The 24716-nt window shown below is 68.7% G+C and carries 26 protein-coding genes; 9 read left to right on the forward strand and 17 right to left on the reverse strand.

The window, feature by feature from the left end:
• Positions 1-20: 20 nt before the first annotated feature.
• Positions 21-929, forward strand: a complete 909-nt coding sequence (locus tag P7L68_RS27185; protein ID WP_372003022.1) for a LysR family transcriptional regulator — start codon at positions 21-23, stop codon at positions 927-929.
• A 6-nt stretch (positions 930-935) separates the two neighbouring features.
• On the opposite strand, the gene P7L68_RS27190 is transcribed toward P7L68_RS27185, so the two are convergent.
• The 6 genes from P7L68_RS27190 to P7L68_RS27215 form a co-directional block, all read right to left on the reverse strand.
• Positions 936-1637 (reverse strand): response regulator transcription factor, encoded by a 702-nt coding sequence (locus P7L68_RS27190; RefSeq protein ID WP_372003024.1) that lies wholly within the window; start codon positions 1635-1637, stop codon positions 936-938.
• 71 nt (positions 1638-1708) lie between these two features.
• On the reverse strand, positions 1709-2536 hold the full coding sequence (locus P7L68_RS27195) for a hypothetical protein (protein ID WP_372003026.1): 828 nt from the start codon (positions 2534-2536) through the stop codon (positions 1709-1711).
• The gene (locus P7L68_RS27200) at positions 2536-3600 is read right to left on the reverse strand and encodes a glycosyltransferase family 4 protein (RefSeq protein WP_372003028.1); all 1065 of its coding nucleotides are present in this window, start codon (positions 3598-3600) and stop codon (positions 2536-2538) included. Before P7L68_RS27200 ends, P7L68_RS27195 begins: the two co-directional genes overlap by 1 nt.
• Positions 3601-3613: 13 nt before the next feature.
• Positions 3614-4033 (reverse strand): 6-pyruvoyl tetrahydropterin synthase family protein, encoded by a 420-nt coding sequence (locus P7L68_RS27205; protein WP_372003030.1) that lies wholly within the window; start codon positions 4031-4033, stop codon positions 3614-3616.
• A gap of 46 nt (positions 4034-4079) precedes the next feature.
• Positions 4080-5036: a zinc-binding alcohol dehydrogenase gene (locus P7L68_RS27210; RefSeq protein WP_372003032.1), complete on the reverse strand. Its 957-nt coding sequence runs from the start codon at positions 5034-5036 to the stop codon at positions 4080-4082.
• Positions 5033-6103 carry a RibD family protein gene (locus P7L68_RS27215; protein ID WP_372003034.1) on the reverse strand — a complete coding sequence of 357 codons (1071 nt, stop codon included), beginning with the start codon at positions 6101-6103 and terminating at the stop codon, positions 5033-5035. Before P7L68_RS27215 ends, P7L68_RS27210 begins: the two co-directional genes overlap by 4 nt.
• A gap of 249 nt (positions 6104-6352) precedes the next feature.
• On the opposite strand from P7L68_RS27215, the gene P7L68_RS27220 reads away from it, so the two are divergent.
• From P7L68_RS27220 to ribA, 3 genes are all read left to right on the forward strand, one after another.
• Complete coding sequence (locus P7L68_RS27220) at positions 6353-7144, forward strand: CDP-alcohol phosphatidyltransferase family protein (RefSeq protein ID WP_372003036.1); 792 nt, start codon at positions 6353-6355, stop codon at positions 7142-7144.
• A complete protein-coding gene (locus P7L68_RS27225; protein WP_372003038.1) occupies positions 7141-7803 on the forward strand; it encodes a YceI family protein in 663 nt (220 codons plus the stop codon). The genes P7L68_RS27220 and P7L68_RS27225 overlap by 4 nt, the downstream gene beginning before the upstream one ends.
• Positions 7804-7865: 62 nt before the next feature.
• On the forward strand, positions 7866-8981 hold the full coding sequence (gene ribA, locus P7L68_RS27230) for a GTP cyclohydrolase II (RefSeq protein ID WP_372003040.1): 1116 nt from the start codon (positions 7866-7868) through the stop codon (positions 8979-8981).
• A gap of 126 nt (positions 8982-9107) precedes the next feature.
• Here ribA and ppa read toward each other — a convergent pair whose 3' ends face one another.
• The 4 genes from ppa to P7L68_RS27250 all read right to left on the reverse strand — a co-directional run bounded on the left by ppa (position 9108) and on the right by P7L68_RS27250 (position 14009).
• Positions 9108-9635, reverse strand: coding sequence for an inorganic diphosphatase (ppa, locus tag P7L68_RS27235; protein WP_014746965.1), 528 nt, complete (start codon positions 9633-9635; stop codon positions 9108-9110).
• Between the two features lie 93 nt (positions 9636-9728).
• A complete protein-coding gene (locus P7L68_RS27240; RefSeq protein WP_372003042.1) occupies positions 9729-11093 on the reverse strand; it encodes an AmpG family muropeptide MFS transporter in 1365 nt (454 codons plus the stop codon).
• A gap of 25 nt (positions 11094-11118) precedes the next feature.
• On the reverse strand, positions 11119-12945 hold the full coding sequence (gene typA, locus P7L68_RS27245) for a translational GTPase TypA (RefSeq protein WP_372003044.1): 1827 nt from the start codon (positions 12943-12945) through the stop codon (positions 11119-11121).
• 71 nt (positions 12946-13016) lie between these two features.
• A complete protein-coding gene (locus P7L68_RS27250; protein WP_372003046.1) occupies positions 13017-14009 on the reverse strand; it encodes an adenosine kinase in 993 nt (330 codons plus the stop codon).
• 332 nt (positions 14010-14341) lie between these two features.
• Between P7L68_RS27250 and P7L68_RS27255 the strand changes: the two genes are divergently transcribed.
• Together P7L68_RS27255 and P7L68_RS27260 are read left to right on the forward strand one after the other, a co-directional pair.
• On the forward strand, positions 14342-15037 hold the full coding sequence (locus P7L68_RS27255; RefSeq protein ID WP_372003048.1) for an EI24 domain-containing protein: 696 nt from the start codon (positions 14342-14344) through the stop codon (positions 15035-15037).
• A 16-nt stretch (positions 15038-15053) separates the two neighbouring features.
• The gene (locus P7L68_RS27260; protein WP_372003051.1) at positions 15054-15467 is read left to right on the forward strand and encodes a hypothetical protein; all 414 of its coding nucleotides are present in this window, start codon (positions 15054-15056) and stop codon (positions 15465-15467) included.
• 6 nt (positions 15468-15473) lie between these two features.
• Here P7L68_RS27260 and P7L68_RS27265 read toward each other — a convergent pair whose 3' ends face one another.
• Positions 15474-16421: a hypothetical protein gene (locus P7L68_RS27265; RefSeq protein ID WP_372003053.1), complete on the reverse strand. Its 948-nt coding sequence runs from the start codon at positions 16419-16421 to the stop codon at positions 15474-15476.
• Between the two features lie 81 nt (positions 16422-16502).
• The gene (locus P7L68_RS27270) at positions 16503-18035 is read right to left on the reverse strand and encodes an alkaline phosphatase family protein (RefSeq protein ID WP_372003055.1); all 1533 of its coding nucleotides are present in this window, start codon (positions 18033-18035) and stop codon (positions 16503-16505) included.
• Positions 18036-18228: 193 nt separating this feature from the next.
• Here P7L68_RS27270 and P7L68_RS27275 point away from each other — a divergent pair, with 193 nt between their 5' ends.
• From P7L68_RS27275 to fghA, 3 genes are all read left to right on the forward strand, one after another.
• On the forward strand, positions 18229-18930 hold the full coding sequence (locus P7L68_RS27275) for a GntR family transcriptional regulator (RefSeq protein ID WP_372003057.1): 702 nt from the start codon (positions 18229-18231) through the stop codon (positions 18928-18930).
• A gap of 66 nt (positions 18931-18996) precedes the next feature.
• Positions 18997-20109 carry an S-(hydroxymethyl)glutathione dehydrogenase/class III alcohol dehydrogenase gene (locus tag P7L68_RS27280; RefSeq protein WP_372003059.1) on the forward strand — a complete coding sequence of 371 codons (1113 nt, stop codon included), beginning with the start codon at positions 18997-18999 and terminating at the stop codon, positions 20107-20109.
• 19 nt (positions 20110-20128) lie between these two features.
• On the forward strand, positions 20129-20983 hold the full coding sequence (fghA, locus tag P7L68_RS27285; protein WP_372003061.1) for an S-formylglutathione hydrolase: 855 nt from the start codon (positions 20129-20131) through the stop codon (positions 20981-20983).
• Positions 20984-21027: 44 nt separating this feature from the next.
• Here the strand turns inward: fghA and P7L68_RS27290 are convergent, their stop codons facing one another.
• From P7L68_RS27290 to P7L68_RS27310, 5 genes are all read right to left on the reverse strand, one after another.
• Positions 21028-21549, reverse strand: coding sequence for a helix-turn-helix domain-containing protein (locus P7L68_RS27290; RefSeq protein ID WP_372003063.1), 522 nt, complete (start codon positions 21547-21549; stop codon positions 21028-21030).
• A gap of 182 nt (positions 21550-21731) precedes the next feature.
• Positions 21732-22085, reverse strand: a complete 354-nt coding sequence (gene arsC / locus P7L68_RS27295; protein ID WP_372003065.1) for an arsenate reductase (glutaredoxin) — start codon at positions 22083-22085, stop codon at positions 21732-21734.
• Positions 22086-22104: 19 nt separating this feature from the next.
• Positions 22105-23046, reverse strand: coding sequence for a glutathione synthase (gene gshB, locus P7L68_RS27300; RefSeq protein ID WP_372003067.1), 942 nt, complete (start codon positions 23044-23046; stop codon positions 22105-22107).
• A 115-nt stretch (positions 23047-23161) separates the two neighbouring features.
• Complete coding sequence (locus P7L68_RS27305) at positions 23162-24043, reverse strand: SirB1 family protein (RefSeq protein ID WP_372003069.1); 882 nt, start codon at positions 24041-24043, stop codon at positions 23162-23164.
• A complete protein-coding gene (locus P7L68_RS27310) occupies positions 24040-24663 on the reverse strand; it encodes a BON domain-containing protein (protein WP_372003071.1) in 624 nt (207 codons plus the stop codon). The genes P7L68_RS27305 and P7L68_RS27310 overlap by 4 nt, the downstream gene beginning before the upstream one ends.
• Positions 24664-24716 lie beyond the last annotated feature (53 nt).

Genomic DNA, 24716 nt, shown 5'->3' on the forward strand with positions numbered 1-24716 from the left:
ATCAGCTAGAATGATATCTGATGATGTATGACCTGAACCTGATGCGGATCTTCGCCGCCCTGATCGACGAGGGCAGCGTGACCCGCGCCGCCCACCGGCTGGGCATGACCCAGCCGGCGGTGAGCGGCGCGCTGACCCGGCTGCGCGCGCTGATCGGCGATCCGCTGTTCGTGCGCGAGCGCTATGGCATGCGGCCGACCGAAAAGGCCCTGGCACTGGCCCCGGCGATCACCCGGGCACTGGCCGGCATCGATGATGCGGTGATGGCGGCACAGGGCTTCGATCCGGCGACCGCGCGGCGCAGCTTCGTGATCTCGGCCAACAGCTATGCCGAATTCGTGCTGCTGCCGGCGCTGGTGGCGCGGGTTCAGGCCGAGGCCCCGGGGGTGCGGCTGCGCGTGCTGCCCTTCGGCGCAGATCTGGCCGAAACCGGGCTGCTGACAGGCGATACCGCCCTGGCACTCGGCCGGATCGTCGATCCGCCGGACACGCTGGTGGTGCAGGAAATTCTGACCGACGGGCTTTCCTGCGTGCTGCGCGCCGATCATCCCGATGCGGCGGGGGGCAGGCTGGACCGCGCGGCCTTCGAACGGCTGCGCCATGTGAACCTGCTGCCACCCGGCCGGCTGAAGGTCGGCCTGTTCCAGGTGCTGGAGCGGCTGGAGTTGCAGCGCGAGGTCGCGGTCTCGGTGACCCATTTCCTCGCCATCCCGGAACTGGTCGCAGCCACCGATCTCTGCGCAACCTTGCCGACGGCGATCTGCCGCAGGCTGGCCGGCGACGCGCGGCTGAAGGTGCTGGAGCCGCCTGCCGATTTCGGCCGTTTCCCGGGCCATATGGCCTGGCATCTCCGCCACCGCGAGGATGACGGCCATCGCTGGCTGCGCCGGCTGGTGCGCGAGATCGCGGCCGCAGCGGTCAGACCATGACGACCGTCAGAGATTGAGCCGGTAGCCGCCCGCCTCGGTGATCAGCAGGCGGGCATTGGCCGGGTCGGGCTCGATCTTCTGGCGCAGGCGATAGATATGGGTCTCCAGCGTATGGGTGGCGACCCCGGCATTATAGCCCCAGACCTCGTCGAGCAGCCGCTCACGCGGGACCGGCTTGTCGCCCGCGCGGTAGAGATATTTCAGGATCTGGGCTTCCTTGTCGGTGAGCCTGATCTTGCGCTTGCCGTCTTCGGTGACCAGCATCTTCACTGCCGGCCGGAACTGATAGGGGCCGATCGCAAACACCGCATCGTCGGATTGTTCATGCTGGCGCAGATGGGCGCGAACCCGCGCCAGCAGCACCGCGAAGCGAAAGGGCTTGGTGACGTAGTCGTTCGCCCCGGCATCCAGGCCCAGAATGGTGTCGGCCTCGGTATCGGCACCGGTCAGCATCACGATCGGCGCCTTCAGCCCGGCGCGGCGCATCAGCCGGCAGACCTCGCGGCCATCCAGATCGGGCAGGCCGATATCCAGGATGACCAGGTCGTGGGGGGCGGATTTCAGCGCCACCTTCACCTTCTCCAGCGCCTGGGCACCGCTCGCCGCCTCTTCGATCGCAAACTCCTCGTAGAGCGCCAGCTGCTCGGCAAGCGTCTGGCGCAGCAGGGGGTCGTCGTCGATCAGCAGGATGCGCTTCTGGGCGGTCATGGGCGGCGCTTTCCATCGATGGCGTCCCCCAAGGTTTTACGGGCCCCTTACCGGATCAGGCAAGTGCTGGATCAGGCAAGGCCCGGCGGTATGCCCAGCAGATCCAGATGCCCCACCACCAGCCGTCCCGGGCCGGCGGCGGCGCGGCCGGCCCGGAAATCCGCGACCAGCCCGGCCGGTGCCTCGCCGCTGTCGACCAGATCGACCAGGGCGCCTGCGATGCCGTCGACCATGGCCCGATGCATCGCCCGATGATCGGGGCCGATTTCCCAGTCGGAGCGGGCAAGGGTCACGTCGAAACCATGACGCCTCAGCGCCTCGGCAAAATACGGCGCCGCGCCAGGCCCGAGCGCCGGGCCACCCAGCCCCTTGTCACGACGCTGATGGCGGGCGAAGCCGGCCACCGCATCCGCATCGGGCGCGGCGGCCGGATCCCAGTTCATCCGCCCGTCCCAGGTCAGGGCGCCCAGCACCGGCACGCCGGCCCGGGCCAGGGCGTCGGCCAGGTCGTCCAGCCAGGCACGCCCGGCCAGATCAATGAGGGCGGTGAAATGGACGAGACCGGCACCTTCCAGAACCGGGGCCAGATCGGCGGTGGCGAGATCCGCCTCCAGCCAGTTGACCGAGACACCGGCGGCTTCGGGTTGCACCGACAGCCGGGCGCGACCGGCGGCGATCAACACCGGATCACGCTCCACCAGACACCAGGACTGACGGAGCTGTGCGCCCAGCCTTGGTGCCAGATGCACCAGCCCGGCACCCGTGCCGGCCCCCAGATCGACCACCCGCAGGTCTTGCAGACCGGCGATATGGCGGACCAGCCGCGCTTCAATCTCAGTCGCCCGCGCGGCGGTGTCGAAGCCGGCGCGCAGCGCCAGCCAATCGGGATCGAATCCCATCAGACCTCCGGGATCAGGGTGGCCAGCCGCCGGGCCTGATCGGGCCAGCGGGGCAGGCGGGCGCCGGCTTCTGTCGCCCCGCGGGCAAGACGGTGGCGCAGCGCCGCATCCGCCATCAGCCGCCGCAGGGCATCGGCCAGCGCATCGACATCGCCGGGCGGCACCAGGGTCCCGGCGCTGTCGGGCACCAGTTCCGGTACCGCACCGGCACGGGCGGCCACAACCGGCAGGCCGGCGGCCAGGGCCTCGGCAAAGGCCATGCCATAGCCCTCGAAGCGCGAGGGCAGCACGAAAAGATCGGCCGCGGCATAGCGCCGGGCAAGGTCGGTGCCCGAGAGCACGCCATGGAGGTGAATCCGGTCGCCCAGCCCGGCCGCCTGGATCGCCGCGCGCACCCGTGCGGCATGGGGCGGGTCCAGCGTGTCGGGACCGACGAGATCCAGCCGCCAGTCGTGATCACGGCCGATCTGGCCGAGCGCCGCCACCAGATCCTCATGGGCCTTGCGCGGGGTCAGGCTCGCAACCGTGAGCAGGCGCAGGGTGCCGTCCGCGGCGGCCTCGCGGGGGAGGGGCTCCACCGACAGACCCGGCTCGATCACCCGCACCGGCAGATCGGTCCAGCGCTGGTCACGCAGCAGGGTCGCGGTGGCGGGGCTGGTGGCGACCACGGCATCGACCCGGGCCAGCGCCGCCCGCTCCAGCCGCTCCAGATCGGCCGCGACCTCGGGCGCCAGACCGGTTTCGAGCGCACAGGGGTGGTGGACCAGCGCAATCCGCCGCGGCCCGCCCCGGGCGGGCGCAATCTCGTCCAGCAGCGGCGCCAGCCCCGGCAGGGCCAGCCCGTCGATCAGCAGCGCGCGAACCGGACCGGCGGCCAGCCGGTCACGCAGCACCGCAAGCGCCGGTGGCCCGACCGGCGGCGGCCCGCCGGGCAGGGCCAGCGTCTCGACGCCGAGCCCCAGCCCGGCGGCAGCCGCCATGATCCGGCGGTCATAAACATAGCCACCGGTGGCAAGATCGACCGGCCCCGGCACCGCAAGCAGAAGATCGACGGCGTCCGTCATCGCTGCGGGCCCCTCAGCCCGCGCGGGCGGCGTTGCCGACCGGGCCTTCATAGGCGGCCCAGGCGACATGGCTTTCATGGAGCACGATCCGGATCGCATCGATCCCGGCGGCCGAGGCACCGAGATCACCCGCATCGATCGCCGCCGCCATCCGGCCATGGATGTGGCGGGCCAGAAACTCGGTGGTGGTGTTCTGGCCGGCAAATTCCGGCAGATCGTCGAGATTGCGATAGGCCAGCGGCTCCAGCGCCGCCTTCAGCGCCTGATGGGCCAGGCCGATATCGACCACCAGACCGTCATCATCCAGCGCGCGCCGCCTGAATTCGACATCGACCACATAGGTCGCGCCATGCAGACGCTGGGCCGGGCCGAAGATCTCGCCACGGAAACTGTGGGCGATCATCACATGGTCGCGGACGCCGAGGGTGAACATCGGGTGCAGATCCTCAGATAAGGGGGCGCAGAGGGGAGAGCGTGGATCAATAGACGATACGCAGCACCGTGCCGCGCAGATCGGGATCCGGCCCGCAGAGATGGGTGGCGAGCCGGGCGGGAGCGGCGGCGAAGGCGACCTCGTCGACCACCAGCGCATCCAGTGCGGCATCGTCGAGCAGGCGGAGCGCCAGGTCCAGCCGGTCGGCATGGCTCCAGCGTGCCCGCCGGCCGGCCGAAACCTGGCCGACCTGCGACGAGATCAGCTTCAGGCGCCGGGCGTGGAAGGCGCGGCCCAGATTGATCGGGGTCTCGCGGTCGCCATGCCAGCTGGCCTCCACCACCCGCGCCTCCATGCCGGCCAGATCGAGCGCCAGATCGAGCCCGGCGGCGGAGGCGCTGGCATTGATCACCAGATCGCGGTCGGGGGTTGCGGCATCGGGCGCGCGGAAGGGCAGGTCGAGCGCCGCGGCCGCCGCGGCCCGGCCGGGATCGCGGTCGATGATTTCCACCGCGGCACCGGGCAGCCTGCGGGCCAGACGGGCGATGAGCAGCCCGACCAGACCGGCGCCGACCACCGTGATCCGGTCGCCCGGTCCGGCGCCTGCATCCCAGAGCACGTTCACCGCGGTTTCCATATTGGCGGCCAGCACCGCCCGGGCCGTCGGCACCGCCTCGGGCACCGGGCGGAGCATGGCGGCCGGGGCCAGAAACCGGTCCTGATGAGGATGGAGCACGAAGACGCGATCACCCTTCGGATCCAGCCCGACCATGGCGTAGCCATATTTGACCGGGAAGGGGAAATCGCCTTCCTGAAGCGGCGCACGCATCCGTTCGTATTCGCTTTCGGGCACCAGACCGCCGGCAACCAGCCGTTCGGTGCCCCGGCTGACCGCGCTTTGCAGGGCACGGACCTCGATCAGGCCGGGGGTATGGGCGGGGAGCGTGCCGGTGCGGATCTCGAAACGGCCGGGGCCGACCGTCCAGAGGGCGCGGGTCATCATCCGGGATGTCCTCCGTCAGGGCGCCGGACCAGATCCAGACAGCATTCGACCAGGATGTCGGCACCCATGATGAAATGGCGGACCGGCGGACGGATCGCCTGATCGAGATGATCGATTTCAGGCAGGCACAGCACCGGGCGGCCCGATCCGAGCAGCACCGGCGCGATTGCCATCTGCAGCCGGTCGACGGCGCCCGCCTGAATGAGCTTCGAAACCGTGACTCCGCCGCCTTCGACGAAGATCCGGCGAATGCCGCGGGCCCGCAGCTGCCGCAGCGCCTGATGCGGGTCGAGCGTACCACAGGGCCGGCGCGGCACGGCCACCGGCTCAACCTGATCGGTCGCCGGCGGGGGCGGGGTATCGGCGGCATGGAGAACCAGGGTACGGGCGGCACCGTCTCCGAACAGTTTGTGGCCGGCTTCAAGCCGTCCGCCGGCATCGATCACCACCCGGACCGGGTTGGGGCCGGGCACCAGACGCACGGTCAGGCGCGGGTCATCGGCCGCGACGGTGCCGGCGCCGACCAGCACCGCATCGGAAAGCGCACGCATGCGATGGGCGTGAACAAGGTCTTCCTCGCCCGACAGCCATTGCGAACAGCCGCTGGTGGTGGCGATGCGGCCGTCCAGGCTCTGGGCCAGATGGGCCGAGACCCGCGGCCGGTCGGCCGGGGCAGGGCGGAGCACCGGAAGATAAAGGTCGAGCAGCCGGGCGGCGGCCGGATCGAGCTCGATCCGTGTCGCCCAGCGCATGGCGGGCTCGTCCGCGTGGTCATCCAGCAGCACCGCATCGGCGGCAAGCGGCGTCGCCGCCGGCACCAGCCGGCCGTCGGGCCCCAGCGCCAGACCCGCCGGCAGATCGGGCGCGGCGGCAAGGGCCAGAAGCCCGTCCCAGACCGCGGCGGCATCAAGGCGAACCGGAGCGGGGCCAACCGGAGCGGGGCGGGCAGGACGCGGGCGCACCGGCCGGGGCGGGAATGCGACGGAACCAGCCCGGGCGGGGGCGGTTCCGTTCTCCGTCACCGGATTGCGGGCGGCAGGGACGGCATCGGCTGGTGGCATGTCCATCCTCCTGGTCTTTCTCCCCCTGCCCTCGACCCTTCGATCGGTGCCGCCCGGCATAACCGACAGACGGTGAGCGATCCGAAGGCGTGGCGATTGCGTAAAGCTATTGCAACTTACGCAAATGCCTGGCCGCCGGATCGGTTCCCGGGTCACATCCCGGATCAGGTTCCTGGTCTCCGTCGGCACGATCCGCCGTCTTTCCCGGCAGTCGCCCCATACAACCAGGGCGCTCCCGTCTCCATATGGTGATGCATGGCGAGGAAACGAGAGGCCGCTGCCCTGGCGCGGCTCAGACTGGATGCAGGCCTGCATGCAATCGGTGCGACCGGGCTGGTCGCGGCTGCGGCGGTGTTTGCCGCCGCGCGGGCAGGCGATGCGCTGGGACCGGCCTACCCGTTGAAGGCGGTGGCCTGGCTCGCCTTCGCGCTTGCCATTGCCGGCCCGGCCCTGGCCCAGCATCTGCCCCAGGCCCGTTTCGGCCCGGCCAATCGGGTGACCCTGCTGCGCGCCGGGCTGGTGGCACTGGTCGCGGCCACGATCGGCGAGCCGTTGATGGCGCTGGATCACGGTGCCGCCGCCGGGCCGGTCGCCTGGATGTTGTTTCTGACCGCGGCGATCTGTCTGGCGCTGGACGGCGTGGATGGCTGGATTGCCCGCAGGCGCGGCGTGGCCAGCCCCTTCGGCGCCCGGTTCGACATGGAACTGGATGCGCTGTTCGTGGCGGTGCTGTCCTGGGCGGCGCTGGATGCGGGGCGCGCAGGCCCCTGGGTGCTGGCGGCGGGCGCGCTGCGCTATCTGTGGGTGGCGGCGGCCTGGGCCTGGCCGCCCCTGAAAGCCCCCCTGCCCCCCAGCAACCGCCGCCGGGCCGCCTGCGCCTTCGGCGTGGCGGCGCTGGTCGGCGCGCTGAACCCGCTCTCCGCCACTGCCGGCATGGTTTCGGCCGCGATCGCGGTTGCCGTGCTCGGCTGGTCCTTCACCGTCGACCTTCTGGCCGTGATCAGGCTGCATCGCAGCCGCACCCCTCGCGAGGAGATCCCGAGATGACGATGCGTACCGCCCGGGCGGCGGCCCTGCTCGCCCTCCCCACCCTGCTCGCCCATCCCTTCCTGACGGCGCCGGCGGCGCTGCTGACGGCCGCAGCCCTGACCGCCCCCCCGGCAGCCGCCGCACCCGCAACCTACACGCTTGATCCGGAACATGCCGTGGTCGGCTTCCTGGTCATGCATGCGGGCTATGCCAACGTGCTGGGCCGGTTCCGCGAGGTCGAAGGCGAGATCAGCTTCGACGAGGCGACGAAACAACTCGGCGGCGGCGAGATCCGGGTGAAGACCGCCAGCGTCTTCACCGATCACGACAAGCGGGACGAGCACCTGCGCGGGCCCGATTTCCTGAATGCCGAGGAATTCCCCGACATGATCTTCCGACTGGAGGGCGCCGAGGCGACCGGCGAACGAACCGGGCGGATCACCGGCACGCTGGAGCTTCTGGGTGTGCGAAAGCCCATGTCACTCGACGTGACATGGAACAAGAGTGCCGAATACCCGTTCGGGACTGGCGTATTCGGTACGCGCCCCTATGTTATCGGAGTTTCTGCGCGTGGTACCATTCGCCGCAGCGACTTCGGCATGACCTATGGCCTGGACGGCGACCTCGTCGGTGACGAGATCTCCCTGATCCTTGAAATGGAGGCACGCCGGCAGTGAACGCGACATCCGGCTCCGACGGACTCCCCCCCGCGGACAGGTCCAATGACGAGGACGATCAGATGAGTGAGGCGACGGAGCGGCGACTTCAGCGTGCCCAGGCCGAATTGCGCGCCGGTGGCGCCGTGCTGCTGCGCGACGATCAGGCCGATGTGCTGGCGCTCTCTCCCGAACGGGCCTCACCCGATCGTCTTGCCGCCCTCGCCATTCTGACCGGTGCGCCGGCAGATCTGCTGATTTCCCGCCGCCGGGCCGCACTGGCCGGGCTGGTCGCGCCGATCGAGGCCGATGATCCGCGCGGCGTGGAGCCGGTGGCGGCCCCCATCCGCGACATCAGCGATCCGGCCTGGCGGCTGGCCGCCGACCCCACCCGCAGCGATGACGGCACGGCCGCCCGCGAACGCGCCCTCGGCCGGCTGCGCCCGGCCGGGCGGGCCTCGGCGGCAGCGATCGCACTGGCCAAGCGGGCGGGCCTGCTGCCGGCACTGGTCTCGGTGGAACTGCCCGCGGGCCGGCTGCCCGGCGGGGCCTCGGCACTCGACCCGGTGATCCTTGAGGCGAAGCTGCTGAAAGAGGGCCAGGTTGCGGCCGGCCGTCTGAAGCGGGTGGCAGAGGCCCGGGTGCCGCTGGCGGATGCCGAGAACTGCCGGATCATCGCCTTCCGCCCGTCGGATGGCGGGCCCGAACATCTGGCGATCGTGGTGGGAGAGCCGGCCGCGGATGCGCCGATCCTGGCCCGGCTGCATTCGGAATGCTTCACGGGCGATCTGCTCGGCTCTCTGCGCTGCGACTGCGGTGAACAGCTGAAGGGCGCGATCCGGACCATGGCCGCCGCAGGCGGTGGCGTGGTGCTGTACATGGCCCAGGAAGGCCGGGGCATCGGGCTGATCAACAAGCTGCGCGCCTATGATCTGCAGGACCGCGGGCTGGACACGGTGGATGCCAATCTGGCCCTGGGCTTTGAGGCCGACGAACGCGATTTCCGCCCGGCAGCCGAAATGCTGCGGGCGCTGGGCCATCAGCGCATCCGGCTGCTCACCAACAACCCCACCAAGGTGCAGGCGCTGGGCGCCCATGGCATCGAGGTGGTGGAGCGGGTGCCCCATGCCTTCCCCGCCAATGGCCACAATGCCGGCTATCTGTCGACCAAGGCCCGCCGGGCGGGCCACATGCTCTGACCACATGGTCCGGTCCTGCCCTGGTCCGACGCAGCTGCCCGAAGACGCCATCTGTTGATCAGGACAAAGGCCGGCGGAGCGATCCGCCGGCCTTTGCAGTCTGGTCGGGGTCTGATCGACGCCGGCTCACTTGCCGGCGCGGGCGACACCTTCCTCGATCAGCCGCTTGGCGGTGTCGATGTCGTCCCAGCCGGTGACCTTCACCCACTTGCCCTTCTCAAGGTCCTTGTAGCGGGTGAAGAAATGCTCGATCTGGCGGATCAGCAGCTCCGGCAGGTCGGTATAGCTCTGGACATGGTCGTAGAGCGCCGAGACCTTCTGGTGCGGAACGGCCAGGATCTTTTCGTCCATGCCGCTCTCGTCTTCCATCTTCAGCACGCCCACCGGCCGCGCGCGGATCACCGAGCCCGGCACGACGGGGTACGGCGTCACGACCATCACGTCCACCGGGTCGCCGTCATCGCCCAGGGTGTTGGGGATGAAGCCGTAATTGGCCGGGTAGAACATGGGCGTGGCGACGAAGCGGTCGACCAGGATGGCGCCGCTGTCCTTGTCCAGCTCGTACTTCACCGGATCGGCGTTGGCAGGGATCTCGATGACGACATTGATGTCCGCAGGCACCGCGCGGCCGGCGGCGATCTTGGTCACGTCCATTGGTCGGGCCTCTTTCCCCGGTGGTACAGAAATGGCGATGTACACCCGGGGGTCGAGACGGGACGGCCGGGTGCGACCTCGCCGATCGAGGTGCTAGATAGCACGATCTGCGGTTCTGCGCGAGACGAGCCGCAGCAGGATCAGCCCCGGAATCGCCGCAACCGTGGTGGCGAGGAAGAAGGCCGACCAGCCGAGTTCCTCGGCCATGATGCCGCTCGACGACGACAGCCAGGTCCGTGCCACCGCCATGAAGGACGACAGCAGCGCATACTGCGTGGCGGTATAGGAGACATTGCACAGGCTGGACATGTAGGCGACGAACACCGCCGTTCCCATGCCGCCGGCCAGGTTCTCGAAGCCGATCACCGCCGCCAGCACCGCGACATCGGGGCCGGCCTCGGCCTGCACCATGAAGGCAAGGTTCGACAGCGCCTGCAGGATGCCGCAGATCCAGAGCGAGCGGACCGTGCCCAGCGCCCCCAGCAGCGTGCCCCCGGCCCAGAAGCCGACCATCGAGGCCCAGAAGCCGAACAGTTTGGAAATCTCGGCGATCTGGGTCTTGTCGAAGCCGATATCGACCAGGAAGGGGTTGGTCATCACCCCGGCCAGGCTGTCGCCGAATTTGTAGAAGGCGACGAAGGCCAGGATCAGCCAGGCATGGGGGCGGGTCAGGAATTCCTGAAAGGGGGCCACCACCGCGGCATGAAGCCAGGCGCCGGCGCGGCCGATCGGCCCCCCGGCACCCAGCCGTTCCAGCACCCGTTCCGCCCGGGCTTCGGCCTCGGCCGCATGGCTGCGGTCGACCCGGGGTTCGGGGCCGGCGAGTACGGCGAGCACGCCCAGACCCATCGCCCCTGCCATCACGGCATAGGCGGTGAACCAGTCGAAATAGGCGGCGAGATAAAGCGCGCCCGCGCCCGAGGCGAGCATGCCCAGCCGGTAGCCGAACACCACCATCGCCGCACCGGCGCCCTGGCGATCTTCGGGCAGGCGCTCCACCCGATAGGCATCGATGACGATGTCCTGGCTGGCCGAGGCGAAGGCCAGCAGCACCGCCCAGAGCGCCGTGGTCCAGGGGTCGGCGGCGGGGTCGGACAGCCCCAGCCCCAGCATGGTCAGGATCACCGCCGCCTGGGTCAGCAGCAGCCAGGACCGGCGGTGGCCGAACAGCCGGGCCAGGCCCGGCAGCCGCAGCTGGTCGATCAGCGGCGCCCAGATGAATTTGAGCGCATAGGGCGTCCCCACGGCGGCGAACAGGCCGATCGCCGCCTTGGAGATGCCGTCTTCCGTCAGCCGGACGCTGAGCGTGCCGAAGCTGAGCGCCAGCGGCAGGCCGCTCGCAAAGCCCAGCAGCAGGATCTGGAGGAGGCGCGGTTCCAGATAGATCCGCGCCCCGGCAAGGAATCGGCTGCCCCTGCCTGTCTGATCCCTGCCCTCGCCACCATCGGGTGTCGTCATGCGGGCATCCGTCCGACGGGTGGGATCAGGCCGAAGCGACGGCGCGGGCCGCCTTCTTGCGGTCGTTGGGGTCCAGGAAGCGCTTGCGCAGCCGGATCGACTTGGGCGTGACCTCGATCAGCTCGTCCTCGTCGATATAGGCGATCGCCTCTTCCAGGCTCATGATCTTCGGCGGCGTCAGGCGGATGGCGTCGTCCTTGCCGGCCGAGCGGATATTGGTCAGCTGCTTGGCCTTCAGCGGGTTGACGTCCAGGTCGTTGCCGCGCGAATGCTCGCCGATCACCATGCCGCCATAGACCCGGGTCTGGGGCTCGACGAACAGGATGCCGCGCTCCTCCAGGTTCCACAGCGCATAGGCGACCGCCTCGCCGGTGCCGTTGGACACCAGCACGCCGTTGCGCCGGCCTTCCACCTCACCTTTGTGCGGGCCGTAATGCGAGAACAGCCGGTTCAGCACGCCGGTGCCGCGGGTGTCCGACAGGAACTCGCTGCGATAGCCGATCAGGCCGCGCGACGGCGCCATGAACACGATCCGGGTCTTGCCGCCGCCCGAGGGGCGCATGTCGGTCATTTCGGCCCGGCGCAGGCTCATCTTCTCCACCACGACGCCCGAATACTCTTCGTCGACGTCGATGTGGACTTCCTCGATCGGCTCTTCCAGCTGGCCGGTCTCGGCATTCTCGCGGAACAGCACGCGCGGGCGCGAGATCGACATCTCGAAGCCTTCGCGGCGCATGGTCTCGACCAGCACGCCCAGCTGAAGTTCACCGCGGCCGGCCACCTCGAAGGCGTCCTTGCTCGGCAGTTCGGTCACGCGGATCGCGACATTGCTTTCCGCCTCGCGGAACAGCCGGTCGCGGATCATGCGCGAGGTGACCTTGTCGCCTTCCTGGCCGGCCAGCGGGCTGTCGTTGACCGAGATGCTCACCGCCATGGTCGGCGGGTCGATCGGCCGGGCGGCCAGCGGCTCGGTGATGCCGACGGCGCCGATGGTGTCGGCGACCGTGGTCTTCGACAGGCCGGCGATCGAGACGATATCGCCGGCTTCCGCCTGGTCCACCGGTTCGCGCTTCAGCCCGTCGCTGCGCAGGATCTTGGTGATCCGCGCATCCTCGACCACCGTGCCGTCACGGCGCAGCGCCCGGACGGCCTGGTTCATCTTCACGACGCCCGAGGCGACCCGGCCGGTCAGCACGCGGCCGATATAGGGGTCGCTCTCGATCATGGTGGCGAGCATGGTGAACGGCGCCTCGCGATCCACATCCGGTGCGGGCACATGGGCGACGATCAGATCGAGCAGCGGGTGCAGGTTCTCGCCCGAGGTCACCGGCTCCATCGAGGCCCAGCCCGACCGGCCCGAGGCATAGGCCACGGGGAAGTCCAGCTGGTGCTCGTCGGCCCCCAGGGCCGCGAACAGGTCGAAGACCTCGTCGAGCACGGTGTCGGGGCGGGCGTCGGGGCGGTCCATCTTATTGACCACCACGATCGGGCGCAGGCCCTTGGCGAGCGCCTTGGAGAGCACGAACTTGGTCTGGGGCCGCACGCTTTCGGCCGAATCCACCAGAAGCAGCGCGCCGTCGACCATGTCGAGGATCCGCTCGACCTCACCGCCGAAATCGGCGTGGCCGGGGGTGTCGACGATGTTGAGGCGGTAATCCTTCCAGGCGACTGCCGTGCATTTGGCCAGGATGGTGATGCCGCGCTCGCGCTCGAGATCGTTCGAGTCCATCGCCCGTTCGGCGAGCTGCTGGTGGGCGCGCACGGCGCCGCTCTGCTGGAGCAGGGCGTCGATCAGCGTGGTTTTGCCGTGGTCGACGTGGGCGATGATCGCGAGATTGCGCAGGACGGTCATACGGGTCTGACAAGCCTTGAGAGATGACGGCGGCACCTCTTGTGCCGCCGTCCGCCCGCTTGAGCCCCGATTCAGGCCGATCGCGCGACGAGATCCGCGATCGATCCGGCAGGGCGCGGGCCGATTTGGCCGATGATTCCGGCAGCCGCCAGGCCGCCGAGTCGGGCGGACCGCGCGAGATCGAACCCGTGGGTCAGCCCGTAAAGGAAACCAGCCGCATAGAGATCACCGGCGCCGGTGGTATCGATCACCGCGTCGACCGGGCTCGCCTCCACCACGACCGGCGCCCCCTCGCGGGGCACGATCACCGATCCGTGTTCGCTGCGGGTCAGCGCCGCGATCTCCACCCGGCCCGCCACCGAACGCATGGCCGCGTCGAAGTCATCGGTCTCCGCCAGGGCGGTGATCTCGGCTTCGTTCGCGAACAGGATGTCGATGTGGTCGTCGATGAGCCGGTGGAACTCGGCACGGAAGCGGTCGACGCAGAACTTGTCGGACAGGCTGAAGGCCACCCGTGTCCCATTGCGCCGTGCCGCCCGCATCGCCTTGAGGCAGGCTTCCTTCGCGGGTGCAAGATCCCACAAATAGCCTTCCACGTACAGTATTTCGGCACGCGCGACTTCGTTTTCGTCGACATCGTCGGGCGACAGGTGGACGCTGGCCCCCAGATAGGTGTTCATCGTGCGCTGGCCGTCGGGGGTGATCAGCACGAAGCAGCGCGCGGTGGGCGGGGTCGGATCGGCGGCGGGCGTGTCGTAAGCCACGCCCAGCGCCCGGATGTCGTGCCGGAAAACCTGGCCCAGCGTGTCTTCGGCCACCCGGCCGATGAAGGCGGTGCGCGCGCCAAGCGCCGCCAGGCCCGCGATCGTGTTGGCCGCCGATCCGCCCGAGCTTTCGATCGCCGGGCCCATTGCCGCATAGATCGCCTCGGCCCGGTCGGTATCGATCAGGGCCATTGTGCCCTTGACCATGCCCTGGGCGTCGAGGAAACCGTCCTCCGTGCGGGCCAGGATGTCCAGGATGGCGTTGCCGAGGCCGAGCACGTGATAGGTCTTCTCCGTCATGATCGGTTCGTCTTCCTTTGCGCGGGAATGCGGGCTTCGTTCGAGGATACGGGCGGGGCCACCCGGGCATCCGGGAGGATCTCAACCAGCAGCTGCATGGGCGGTCGGCGGCAGTATAGCGACCCTGGTGCGCGGAGGCGATGCCGGGCGCGCGGCCATCCGTCCGCTTTTGCGACGCAATGTCCATTGGGCCCTTGAGTCCGGCCGGCCCCCGTCGTATGTATCGAAGCGGCTTCGCAGCTGCACCGCGACCGGGTCACGGACCGGGGGTGCAGCTGTCACGGGCTCCCTCCTGCCTCCCCTCCCCGCGCTCCCCGGAGACGACCTGCGCCATGGCGCTGATCACCACCACCGTCGGACGCACTGTCGGCAATCTCGACGATGCGCGCATGTGGCGCCCGCTCGGCATCGGCATCGTCGGTTCGGCGATCCTGATGGGGGTGTTGTGGTGGCTGGCGGTCGGCTGGGTTGATGCGACCGGGTTGACCGGCATCGGCTGGCTGGACACCACCATCTCTTATGCCGGCGATTTCGCCGTCGTCATCATCTCGGCCTGGCTGCTCTTCGTGCCGATCACCTCGGCGGTGATGTGTCTGGTGATCGACGAGGTCGCCGAGGTGGTGGAGCGGCGCAGCTATCCCGGATTGCCGCCGGCCAAGGGGGCCGGGTTCTGGGCCTCGCTCTGGTCCGGTGTCAGGTTCGGCGTCTTCGCGCTTCTGCTGAACCTGCTGGTGCTGCCGCTCTATTTCGTGCCGGTGGTCAACCTGGTCCTGTTCGTCGGGCTGAACGGTGTCCTGCTCAGCCGGGAATATTTCGAACTGGCGGCGCTGCGCCGTCTCGGCACCGCCGAGGCGAAGGCCATGCGGCTCCGCCACCGAACCACGCTCTTCGTGCATGGCGCCGCGGTTTCCTTCCTGTTCGCGATCCCCTTCGTGAACCTGACCGCGCCGATCATCGCCGCTGCCCTGTTCACCCATCTCTTCACCCTGATCCGGGAGCGCGAAGCCCGTGAGCTGCGCCGTCCGTAGCCAGATCGCCCGTCCTTTGGCCATTCTTCTTCTCGGCCTTACCGGCCTTGGCCTCGCCGGCTGCCAGACCACCGGCTCCGATATCGGTGCCGCCCAGATGCGCCCGGCACCCAAGCCCGTGCATGCAGTGCAGCCCTCGGGGGTGGCAGAGCTGCTGAAGCTGGATCAGAACGATCTGACCAGCCGGTTCGGCCGGCCTGCGGTGGCACGGCGCGAAGGCCAGTCGGTCTTCTGGCGCTATTCCGACAATCGCTGTGCGCTGATCCTCTATTTCCCGGCGATCGATGCGGCAAAGCCGGGCGGGGCCCGTCCCACTCATGGGGTGGTACGCTGGTTCGGTCCGCGGGCGGCGGGTGCGGGCGATGCCGATTGCGTGGCGGGGTTCGACCACGCCACCATTCAGGCCCGGCTGGCAGCGCCGGGCGTCTGAGCCTGTCTAGCCGGTTGCGGGCAGCAGGTTGATCGGTTTGCCCGGGGCGTCTGCAGGCGCCGTCTCGTCTGGATAAGGTGCCAGGCCCGACGGCGGCACCGGTCCCACCGGCGTGGCCGGCGCCGTCGGCGGTGGCGGCACCTCTCCGGGGGATGGAAGCGCCGGGGGTACCGGTACCACGGCCTCGGTTGCCGGGGGCGGCGTATCCGATGTAACGGGCGGGGGCGCCTGCATGGCGGCCTGCATTGCCTCCAGACGGCGGCGCATCTCGTCGATCTGCCGGCGCTCTGCCGCGGCTTCATTGGCGGTGATGACCCCCTGGCGCACCCAGCCGTCGATCCGCCGGCCATGGGCGTCCAGTTCTTCCATGGTCATTTCATTCGGGTAGGGCAGCGTTTCTGCCGGGGCGGGCGGCAACAGGGCATCGATGATCCGTGCCTGTTCGGCCCGCGCCTCTTCGATGGTCATCTCGCGCGCGGCGACCATCTGTTTCAGCGCCTCGAAGCGCGCCAGGGTCTCGCCGGGGGTGGGTGCCTGGGCGAGCGGGTCCACGGTGACCGACGGGGTATGCGACAGCGGCAGCAGCCCGCCCAGATTGGTCGCCCGGCGTTCCGCCGCCAGCCGGGCCGTCACCAGATCGGCGGCGCGCAACCGCTCCATGGTCTGGAAGCGCCGTACCAGGCCGGCGTCCAATGCCTGGTCCACCGGGGCGGGGCCCGGCCGTGGCCGGCTGCCGGGCGGCCAGACCACCGGCTGCCAGGCCACCATCTGCACCGCGACCGGCGATTCGACCGTGATCGGCGCCTCGACGATGATCGGGTCGGTGCTGGGCAGGATCCGTTCCTCATCCGCCGGCGGTTCGGTCGTCATGGTCTCCATGCAGCCGGTCAGGATCGCCGGCATGGCCAGCAGGGCCAGCAACAGGGCGATGGGGCGGCGCAGAAACAGGGGCATCGGGCGAACGGGTGTCATGCCCAAGAGAATAGGGTGTCCCGGCCGCGCCCGCCAGCCCTGCCCCTGCGGCAACATGCGGCGTCAGCCGATCCGCCGCCCGGCCTCGATATGGGCCCGACCGCCGCGCAGCCGGCGGTCCAGCCGCTGGGCGAACCGCCCGGTGCCCACGGTCAGGCTCTGAACCGTCTCGGGTTCGGCGGCCAGTTCGGCATGTCTGTCTGAGAAATAGCCGATTCGGCTATTTTGGCCCATATTCCTAGCCGATCCGTCAAGTGGGGTCATCGCTTCCCACACCGGGCGACCGCCATGGGGATCGGGTGCGATCGTATGTTCAAGCCCCATCATCGCCAGCATGGTCGGCATGATGTCGGCGGTACCGGTCGCGGTCTCGATCCTGGCCCCGCTCCGGAAGCAGTCACCGACCAGCGCCCCCAGGCTCAGGATCTCCTTCGGGTGCAGCCCGCCATGGATGCCCACCCCGTCGCCCAGCCCGTTGTCATGCAGACAGGTCCCCGTCAGGCCCCACTGATCCGGCGTATCGAAGTTCCGCAATACGAAAACCAGATCGGCTGCACGGGCATGGTCGATGCCCGCCAGCCGCCGGTCGAAGGTCCCCGGGGCCTGGCCTTCCACCCCGTCCCGGCCGGGGGCCGAAAACACCATGCCGATCTCGTCCATCTCCATCAGCGCTGCCGCCACTTTCGCCGCCAGCGCCGGGGAACGATCACGCACCAGCATGTTTCCGCAATAACCCGGAATCAGGGCCACATCGGCTCCGTCGGCCAGGTGCCGGTCGACCCTGAACCCCGCCGACCTCAGCGCAGCCGCCAGATCGAAGCGCCGTGTCTGGGTAACATGTGCATGATCGGACACGAAAATCAGCTGCACACCGGCAGCCCGGCCCTCGGCTTCCCACCAGTCGGCCACCCGGCCGATCTGATCATCCACCGCCCGCATCGCGCCCAGCGAGGTTTCGGATCCGATGCCGAAAACGTGGTAGGCATTATCGGGTTCGCCGTACCACAGAATGGTGACATCCGGCAGGTCTCGGGTGATGACCGTCAGGAAGGCATCGGTCATCCAGCGGGTGCCGGCCAGGTCCGGATACTGCTTGGGTGCCTCGGGCCGGCCCACCTCGTCCAGGATTGCCCGCACCTCGGCCTCAGGGAAGGAACTTTCGGGCTGGTGGACCGACAGGCACAGGGCATCCAGCCCGGTCATCGGCTGCTTCAGCCGCACGCTGCCGGCGGAATTGGCCGACAACACCTTCAGCCGCCGGCCGTTGGCCGCCAGAATCTCGCCCAGGGTCGGGGTCGTGAACAGCCGGCCGTCATAGGCCGCAGTCGCCTTCTCGATCTTGGCGATGTCGTAGCCCTCGAAGCGCTCGCGGGCATCCACCCGGGGATCCAGGAAGAAGTTCGCCACCATGCCGTGGCCCGACGGCCGGGCGCCGGTCACCAGGGTCGGCAGGTTGACATAGGTCTCGGTCGGGAAGGCGGCGGAATGGCGTGCCAGCACCGTGCCCCGCTTCAGCAGCGCCGTCAGCACCGGCATGCGATCGTGGGTGACGAGTTCCGGGCGCAGGCCGTCCAGGCCGATCAGCAGAAAGCGCATGGGGATGAACTCCGGGGGCGGCGGCTGCCGTGAGGATCGGAAGACGAGTGACATACCAGGATGATGTTGCACCTGTGCGGATGGCCTGCCTAGGGCTGACTGGTTTAACCCAGAAAAGGATCCTGTCTTCGGCTCTGGCGGCAGGTCCGCCGCTGCTGCTAGGTTGAACCGGTTTCCCCGGATGGACGATCGGATGACCCTGCGCGACCCCATCTATCTCAAGGCCAAGACATATCTGAGTGAAGGTCTGGACGAGGGCCGCTGGTGTCCGGGTGACAAGCTGCCCTCGGAACGCGATCTGGCGCGCCAGCTCCTGCTGGACCGCAATCTCGTCCGTCACGCCCTGATGGCGCTGGAAGGCGAAGGGCGGGTGATGCGGCTGGATCGCCGGGGCTGGTTCGCCACACCGCCGCGCCTGGCCTTCGACCCGGTCAACCACGTCAACTTCGCCCGGGCCGCGCGCGAACAGGGGCGGGAGCCCGGCTGGCAGTCGCTTCAGCGCGACATGGTGCCAGCCCCCGGGCCGGAGGCGCGGGCGATGCGGATCCCGGCCGGCACGCCGCTTCTGCGCACCTTTGCCTGGGGCGCGCTCGACGGGGTGAAGGTCTATGTGGAAGAGACTTTCTACAACCCTCGTCTCGGTCCGGTTGCCGACACGCGCTGGCACGGAAGATCCACCACCGAGGTCTGGGAACAGGAATTCGGGATCCGGCCCCGCCAGCGCAATCTTCTGGTCCGTCCCGTGCGGCTGGCGGGGGAGGTGCTTGAGGTTCTGGCACTGGCCCCGGGTGCTCCGGGCGTGTACATCCGTCGGATCAAGGTCGACGAGGTGGGGAATGTCATCGAGATCGACCATGAATACTGGCGGTTCGATGCCGTCGAATTCAGAATGTAGGCCTGACCATGCCACATGGGGAATCCGCCAGCGCGGGCCCCGTGCAGCTGCCCGAGGAGAGACCGGATGAAGACCCGCGCCGCCGTCGCTTTTGCGCCGAACACGCCGCTCGAGATCGTCGAGCTCGACCTGGAAGGTCCGAAAGAGGGCGAGGTTCTGGTCGAGATCATGGCCACCGGCATCTGCCATACCGATGCCTATACGCTGTCGGGCAAGGACAGCGAGGGCGTGTTCCCCAGCATTCTGGGGCACGAGGGCGCGGGCATTGTCCGCGAGGTCGGCGCCGGCGTCACCTCGGTCAAGCCGGGTGATCATGTGATCCCGCTCTACACGCCCGAATGCCGCCAGTGCAAGACCTGCCTGTCGCAGAAGTCGAACCTGTGCACGGCGATCCGCGCCACCCAGGGCAAGGGTCTGATGCCCGACGGCACCAGCCGTTTCTCGCTCAACGGTCAGCCGATCTACCACTATATGGGCTGCTCGACCTTCTCCAACTTCACCGTGATGCCCGAGATCGCGGTCGCGAAGATCCGTGAGGATGCCCCCTTCGACAAGGTCTGCTATATCGGCTGCGGCGTCACCACCGGTATCGGCGCGGTGATCTACACCGCCAAGGTGGAAGCGGGCGCCGATGTGGCCGTTTTCGGCCTGGGCGGCATCGGCCTCAACGTGATCCAGGGCGCGAAGATGGTCGGCGCCGACCGGATCATCGGCATCGACATCAACCCGGCCAAGCGGGCGATGGCCGAGGCTTTCGGCATGACCCACTTCATCAACCCCAAGGAGGTGGGTGCCGACAAGGTCGTGCAGGCGATCACCGATCTCACCGGCGGCGGCGTCGACTATTCCTTCGACTGCACCGGCAACACCACCGTGATGCGCCAGGCTCTGGAATGCTGCCATCGCGGCTGGGGCCAGTCGATCATCATCGGTGTCGCCGAGGCGGGGCAGGAAATCTCCACCCGTCCCTTCCAGCTGGTCACCGGCCGGGTCTGGCGCGGCTCGGCCTTCGGTGGCGCCCGCGGGCGGACCGACGTGCCGAAGATCGTCGACTGGTACATGCAGGGCAAGATCCGGATCGACGAGTTGATCACCGATGTCATGCCGCTGGATCAGATCAATCACGGCTTCGATCTGATGCATGAAGGCAAGTCGATCCGCTCGGTTGTGGTCTACTGACCCGATGATCGTGAAGAACATGGAGACGATCTCCACCAGCCGCTGTTTTGGCGGTACCCAGGGGATCTACGCCCATGCATCGGCCGAGACCCGCACCCGCATGCGGTTCTCGGTCTTCGTGCCGCCGCAGGCAGAGCAGGGGCCGGTGCCGGTGGTCTGGTTCCTGTCGGGGCTGACCTGCACGGAAGAGAACTTCACCGTCAAGGCCGGTGCCCAGCGCATGGCTGCGGCGCTTGGGCTGATGCTGGTCGCCCCCGATACCAGCCCGCGCGGGGTGGACGACGGCGGCGAGACGGTGCCCGACGATCCCGAGGGCGCCTGGGATTTCGGCCTGGGGGCCGGCTTCTATGTCGATGCCACCGAAGCCCCCTGGGCGCGCAACTACCGGATGTTCTCCTACATTTCGGACGAGTTGCCGCAGCTGATCGCCGGGGCCTTCCCGGCCGATATGGAGGCCCAGGGCATCATGGGCCATTCCATGGGCGGCCATGGTGCGCTGACCATCGCGCTGCGCCATCCCGGCCGGTTCCGGTCGGTCTCGGCCTTCGCGCCCATCGTGTCGCCGTTGAACTGCCCCTGGGGCGAAAAGGCGCTGGGCGGCTATCTGGGGCCCGATCGCAGCGGCTGGCGGGCCCATGACGCCGTCGCCCTGATCGAGGACGGCGCTCGCTGCCCGCATATCCTGGTCGACCAGGGCATGGCCGACGGGTTCGTCGCCAGCCAGCTGAAGCCCGAACTGCTGGAAGCCGCCTGCAATGCCGCCGGTCAGCCGCTGACGCTCAACCGGCGCGACGGCTATGACCACAGCTACTACTTCATCGCCAGCTTCATGGAAGACCATCTCCGCTGGCATGCGGCGGCGCTCAGGGACTGATATCGTCCATCGGCCCGGGGTGGGAGGGATGACGTCGGGCGAGATCAGGCCTCGTCCGGCTCCTCTCCGTCCCCGCCCTGCGGGCGCTTATCCGGATGGGCCGGAGCATCGGGGTCGGTGAGTGCCCGGATCAGATCGGCAATCGCCCGACGGGCCAGCGGATGCGATACCGCTTCGATACGTGGCGGTTCCGGAGGGCTGCGATCAGGCGTGCGGCGGCGCGGGGGGACCGTCATCGGGTCGGTGGTGTCGTCGAGCAGGGCGGAGGGAGCCACTTCCAGCACGTCTGCCAGCATCACCAGCGTGCTGGCGGCGATGCGGTTACGGCCCTTCTCGTATTTCTGAAGCTGCTGGAAACTGATGCCGAGCGCCGCGGCACAGCGTTGCTGGGTGAGCCCGCGCGCACGACGGATGGTGCGGATCCGTCGGCCGACCGCCGTAGCGAAGACCTCCTCCGTGACCTTCCCGCGCCGTGCGCCCGACGACGGCGCCAGATCGTCGCCATCATCCTCCCACAGGTCATCGGCTTCCCACAAAACGGTCGTGCCGGAATACAGCAGCTCCATCCACGTCCTCCCGTCGGCAGAGTACAGGCGTACTTCCACCTCAGATTGAAGCACATTTCGTGAGGAGAGCGCTACATATCAATCGCCATGCGAGATGGGCGGCAAGGCCTGTGCCACGTGATGAGAACTCGACCAGAGGTAATGCGACCGCCGATGAGCGACGGCAGCCGCATTTCAGGCGATCAGAGCAGGGTGTCGATGGCTTCGGTCGGGCGGCCGATCACGGCGCGGCTGCCGCGTAGCACAACCGGGCGCTCGATCAGCCGCGGCGTTGCGGCCATGGCGGCGACGAGATCGGCATCGTCCTTCGCCGGATCATCCAGGCCAAGCCCCTTGTATTCCGGTTCGGCCTTGCGGATCAGTGCTCTGGCGCCGCCCACCGCCGCGGCGACGCGGGCGATCTCTTCGGCCGAAGGTGGCGTGTCCAGATAGCGCAACACGTGTGGCGTCAGGCCACGAGCCTCGATCCGCTCAAGGGCTGCACGCGATTTGGAGCAGCGCGGGTTGTGCCAGATCACGATCTCGTCGGTGGTCATGGTGGGTATCCGTTCCGGTTCAGCTGCGCTTCGCTTCGATGGCATCCCAGATCGCCGCGGCGAGATCGGTGCCGTCGAAGCGCTCGATCTCCTGCAGGCCCGTGGGCGAGGTGACGTTGATTTCGGTCAGATAGTCGCCGATCACGTCGATGCCGACGAAGATCAGCCCCTGCCGGCGCAGTTCCGGGCCGATCGCCTCGCAGATCTCGCGCTCGCGCGGGGTGAGTGCCGTGGGCTCGGGGCGGCCGCCGACATGCATGTTCGACCGGGCCTCTCCCTCGGCCGGCACGCGGTTGATGGCGCCCAGCGGCTCACCATCGACCAGGATGATGCGCTTGTCGCCCTTGCGCACGTCGGACAGATAGCGCTGGGCGATGATCGGCTCGCGGCCCAGCCGGCTGAACACCTCGATCGCGCTGTTGAAGTTCTCGTCGTCCGGGCGGATGCGGAACACGGCCGCACCGCCATTGCCGTAGAGCGGCTTCAGGATGATGTCGCGGTGCTCGGCCCGGAAATCGCGCAGGGCCTGGACATCGGCCGTGATCAGGGTCGGCGGTGCCAGTTCGGGATAATGGGTCACCAGCAGCTTTTCGGGGGCATTGCGCACCGAATGCGGGTCGTTCACCACCAGGGTCCGGGGATGAACGTGCTCCAGGATATGGGTGGTGGTGATGTACGCCATGTCGAAGGGCGGATCCTGGCGGAGCAGCACGACGTCCATGGTGGTCAGGTCGCGCAGCTCCAGGGCTCCCAGGCGGAAATGGTCGCCGGCCATGCGGCGCACGGTGACCTCGTGGCCGCGGGCGGTGACCTTGCCGTCGCGCAGCGCCAGATCGCGGGGCAGGTAATAGAACAGGCTGTGCCCGCGACGCTCGGCCTCCAGCATCAGGGCGAATGTGCTGTCGGCATTGATGTCGATCGACTGGATCGGGTCCATCTGGACCGCGACGGCGAGGCTCATGGGACGGGAACTCCTCAGCGCGGATGAAGCCTGTGGCGGCCGATATGGGGTGGATCCGGGGGCGGCGGAAGACCGGGCGATCCTGATCCCACTCTATTGCGGATCCCGTCCCGGCTCAGTTCAGTTCGGCGCGCAGCCGTTCGACCAGGGTGAGGGCCCGCCGGCGGGGTTCTTCGGCAGTGGTGTTGGCGGCGAAGACCTCCAGAGCCTGCACGGCGCCCAGCTGTTCGCCCAGCCGGGCGCGCATCAGCCCCAGCTCGTACCACAGCGCCCAGTCGGTGGGGGCGATCAGCAGCATGCGCGCCAGCACGTCGCGGGCGCGGTCCAGCTCGCCTCGGCCGGCGGCGCGGATTTTCAGATTGTTCTGCAGGCGCAGCAGCACCGCCCGCCGGTCCACCGCCCGATAATGCTCGGGTTCCAGCTCGGCGGTGTCGCCCGCCACCTGCTTCAGCAGTGCGCGAAGATCCGAGGTTTCCACCACCCGGCCACGGTCGAAAGGATCGACCAGCACCCGGTCCATGCCGCCTTCCACCCGGATCAGGAAATGGGCGGGAAAATTGACCCCCACGACCGGCCAGCCCAGCGTTTCGCCCAGATGCATGGCCAGCACGCCCAGGGCCACCGGCAGGCCGCGGCGGCGTTCCAGCACCCGGGCCAGGCTCGCATTGTCGTCGTGGTCATAGGTCTCGTCGTCGCCGTCGAAACCGTAGCGGCCGTGAAGGATATCTGCGATCAGCACCGCCCGGTCGCGGGCGCCGTCATCGGCATCGGCGGCATCGACCCCGGTCTTCAGCCCGCGGGCCATGGCCTCGGTCTCGGCGGCCAGGGATATCTCTTCCAGCAGTGCCCGCGCCTTTGCGAGATCGGCTGTCGGATGGTCGAGTGCCGAGAGCAGCAGGGCTGTTTCCGCGATCGGGATCGCCTCGTCGTCCAGCCGGCCGACGGCTTCCAGTCTGCGGGCGATGGCCGCCCGCTCCGACGGGGCGCCCGCGCTCATGCCCCGGCCCCCGGCCGCTTGACCTCGACATAGGACACCACCCGTTTGACCCCTGAAATGCCGCGGGCGATCTCCACGGCGCGGGCATGTTCCGCATCGCTGGCCGCAAGCCCGATCAGATAGACCACGGCGCCAGAGACCTCGATGTTGTAGTTGAAGGAATTGACCGTCTTGTCGGCCAGAAGGGCGGCCCGGACCTTTGTGGTGAGCCAGGTGTCACGTGCGTAGTCGCCGAGATCGCCCTCCCCCACCACGCGGATCTCGTCCATCACCTGCGTGACGCCCGGAACGCCCCGCGCGATGCTCACCGCCTCGGACTTCCAGGTCTGGGTGGCCACCCGGCCGGTCAGCAGCACCCGGCCCTGATTGACCTGGATGTGCACCGGGCGGTAAAGCTCGTCGACCTGGCGCTCGAAGTAACGCCGGGCGATGCCGGCGCGGATATCGGCATCCGACACCACGCCGCCGACGCCGCGTTCATCCGCGGCGGCCGAGACGGCCGTGGCACCGCCGGTGGCCACGGCAGCGGCACAGGCCTGAAGCAGGCCGGCCAGGGCAATCGCGACCAGCGGCAGGGCCAGGCGACGGAGATGAGTGGTCCGGGAAAGAAGCTCGGTCATGGGCTCGGTCGTCGGGGGTGACGTCAGAAGTTGAACGGCTGGCGCATCCTAGC

The sequence above is a fragment of the Tistrella mobilis genome (genome assembly GCF_041468085.1).
GTDB classification, from domain to species: domain Bacteria; phylum Pseudomonadota; class Alphaproteobacteria; order Tistrellales; family Tistrellaceae; genus Tistrella; species Tistrella mobilis_A.

Bases quoted from the DNA above. Each gene is read 5' to 3' on its own strand.
- P7L68_RS27210 (WP_372003032.1), bottom strand. From the start codon at position 5,036: ATGATGACCCGCGCCCTCTGGACGGTCGGCCCCGGCCGTTTCGAGATC.
- gshB (WP_372003067.1), bottom strand. From the start codon at position 23,046: ATGAGCCTCGCCGTCGCGGTCCAGATGGACCCGATCCAGTCGATCGAC.
- P7L68_RS27265 (WP_372003053.1), bottom strand. From the start codon at position 16,421: ATGCCCCTGTTTCTGCGCCGCCCCATCGCCCTGTTGCTGGCCCTGCTG.
- P7L68_RS27190 (WP_372003024.1), bottom strand. From the start codon at position 1,637: ATGACCGCCCAGAAGCGCATCCTGCTGATCGACGACGACCCCCTGCTG.
- P7L68_RS27270 (WP_372003055.1), bottom strand. From the start codon at position 18,035: ATGCGCTTTCTGCTGATCGGCCTGGACGGCCTGCGCCCGGAACTCGTC.
- P7L68_RS27240 (WP_372003042.1), bottom strand. From the start codon at position 11,093: ATGACGACACCCGATGGTGGCGAGGGCAGGGATCAGACAGGCAGGGGC.
- P7L68_RS27195 (WP_372003026.1), bottom strand. From the start codon at position 2,536: ATGGGATTCGATCCCGATTGGCTGGCGCTGCGCGCCGGCTTCGACACC.
- P7L68_RS27250 (WP_372003046.1), bottom strand. From the start codon at position 14,009: ATGACGGAGAAGACCTATCACGTGCTCGGCCTCGGCAACGCCATCCTG.
- arsC (WP_372003065.1), bottom strand. From the start codon at position 22,085: ATGACCACCGACGAGATCGTGATCTGGCACAACCCGCGCTGCTCCAAA.
- ribA (WP_372003040.1), top strand. From the start codon at position 7,866: ATGAGTGAGGCGACGGAGCGGCGACTTCAGCGTGCCCAGGCCGAATTG.
- P7L68_RS27205 (WP_372003030.1), bottom strand. From the start codon at position 4,033: ATGTTCACCCTCGGCGTCCGCGACCATGTGATGATCGCCCACAGTTTC.
- P7L68_RS27280 (WP_372003059.1), top strand. From the start codon at position 18,997: ATGAAGACCCGCGCCGCCGTCGCTTTTGCGCCGAACACGCCGCTCGAG.
- P7L68_RS27310 (WP_372003071.1), bottom strand. From the start codon at position 24,663: ATGACCGAGCTTCTTTCCCGGACCACTCATCTCCGTCGCCTGGCCCTG.
- P7L68_RS27275 (WP_372003057.1), top strand. From the start codon at position 18,229: ATGACCCTGCGCGACCCCATCTATCTCAAGGCCAAGACATATCTGAGT.
- ppa (WP_014746965.1), bottom strand. From the start codon at position 9,635: ATGGACGTGACCAAGATCGCCGCCGGCCGCGCGGTGCCTGCGGACATC.
- P7L68_RS27290 (WP_372003063.1), bottom strand. From the start codon at position 21,549: ATGGAGCTGCTGTATTCCGGCACGACCGTTTTGTGGGAAGCCGATGAC.
- typA (WP_372003044.1), bottom strand. From the start codon at position 12,945: ATGACCGTCCTGCGCAATCTCGCGATCATCGCCCACGTCGACCACGGC.
- P7L68_RS27225 (WP_372003038.1), top strand. From the start codon at position 7,141: ATGACGATGCGTACCGCCCGGGCGGCGGCCCTGCTCGCCCTCCCCACC.
- P7L68_RS27255 (WP_372003048.1), top strand. From the start codon at position 14,342: ATGGCGCTGATCACCACCACCGTCGGACGCACTGTCGGCAATCTCGAC.
- fghA (WP_372003061.1), top strand. From the start codon at position 20,129: ATGGAGACGATCTCCACCAGCCGCTGTTTTGGCGGTACCCAGGGGATC.
- P7L68_RS27305 (WP_372003069.1), bottom strand. From the start codon at position 24,043: ATGAGCGCGGGCGCCCCGTCGGAGCGGGCGGCCATCGCCCGCAGACTG.
- P7L68_RS27185 (WP_372003022.1), top strand. From the start codon at position 21: ATGATGTATGACCTGAACCTGATGCGGATCTTCGCCGCCCTGATCGAC.
- P7L68_RS27215 (WP_372003034.1), bottom strand. From the start codon at position 6,103: ATGGACATGCCACCAGCCGATGCCGTCCCTGCCGCCCGCAATCCGGTG.
- P7L68_RS27200 (WP_372003028.1), bottom strand. From the start codon at position 3,600: ATGACGGACGCCGTCGATCTTCTGCTTGCGGTGCCGGGGCCGGTCGAT.
- P7L68_RS27220 (WP_372003036.1), top strand. From the start codon at position 6,353: ATGGCGAGGAAACGAGAGGCCGCTGCCCTGGCGCGGCTCAGACTGGAT.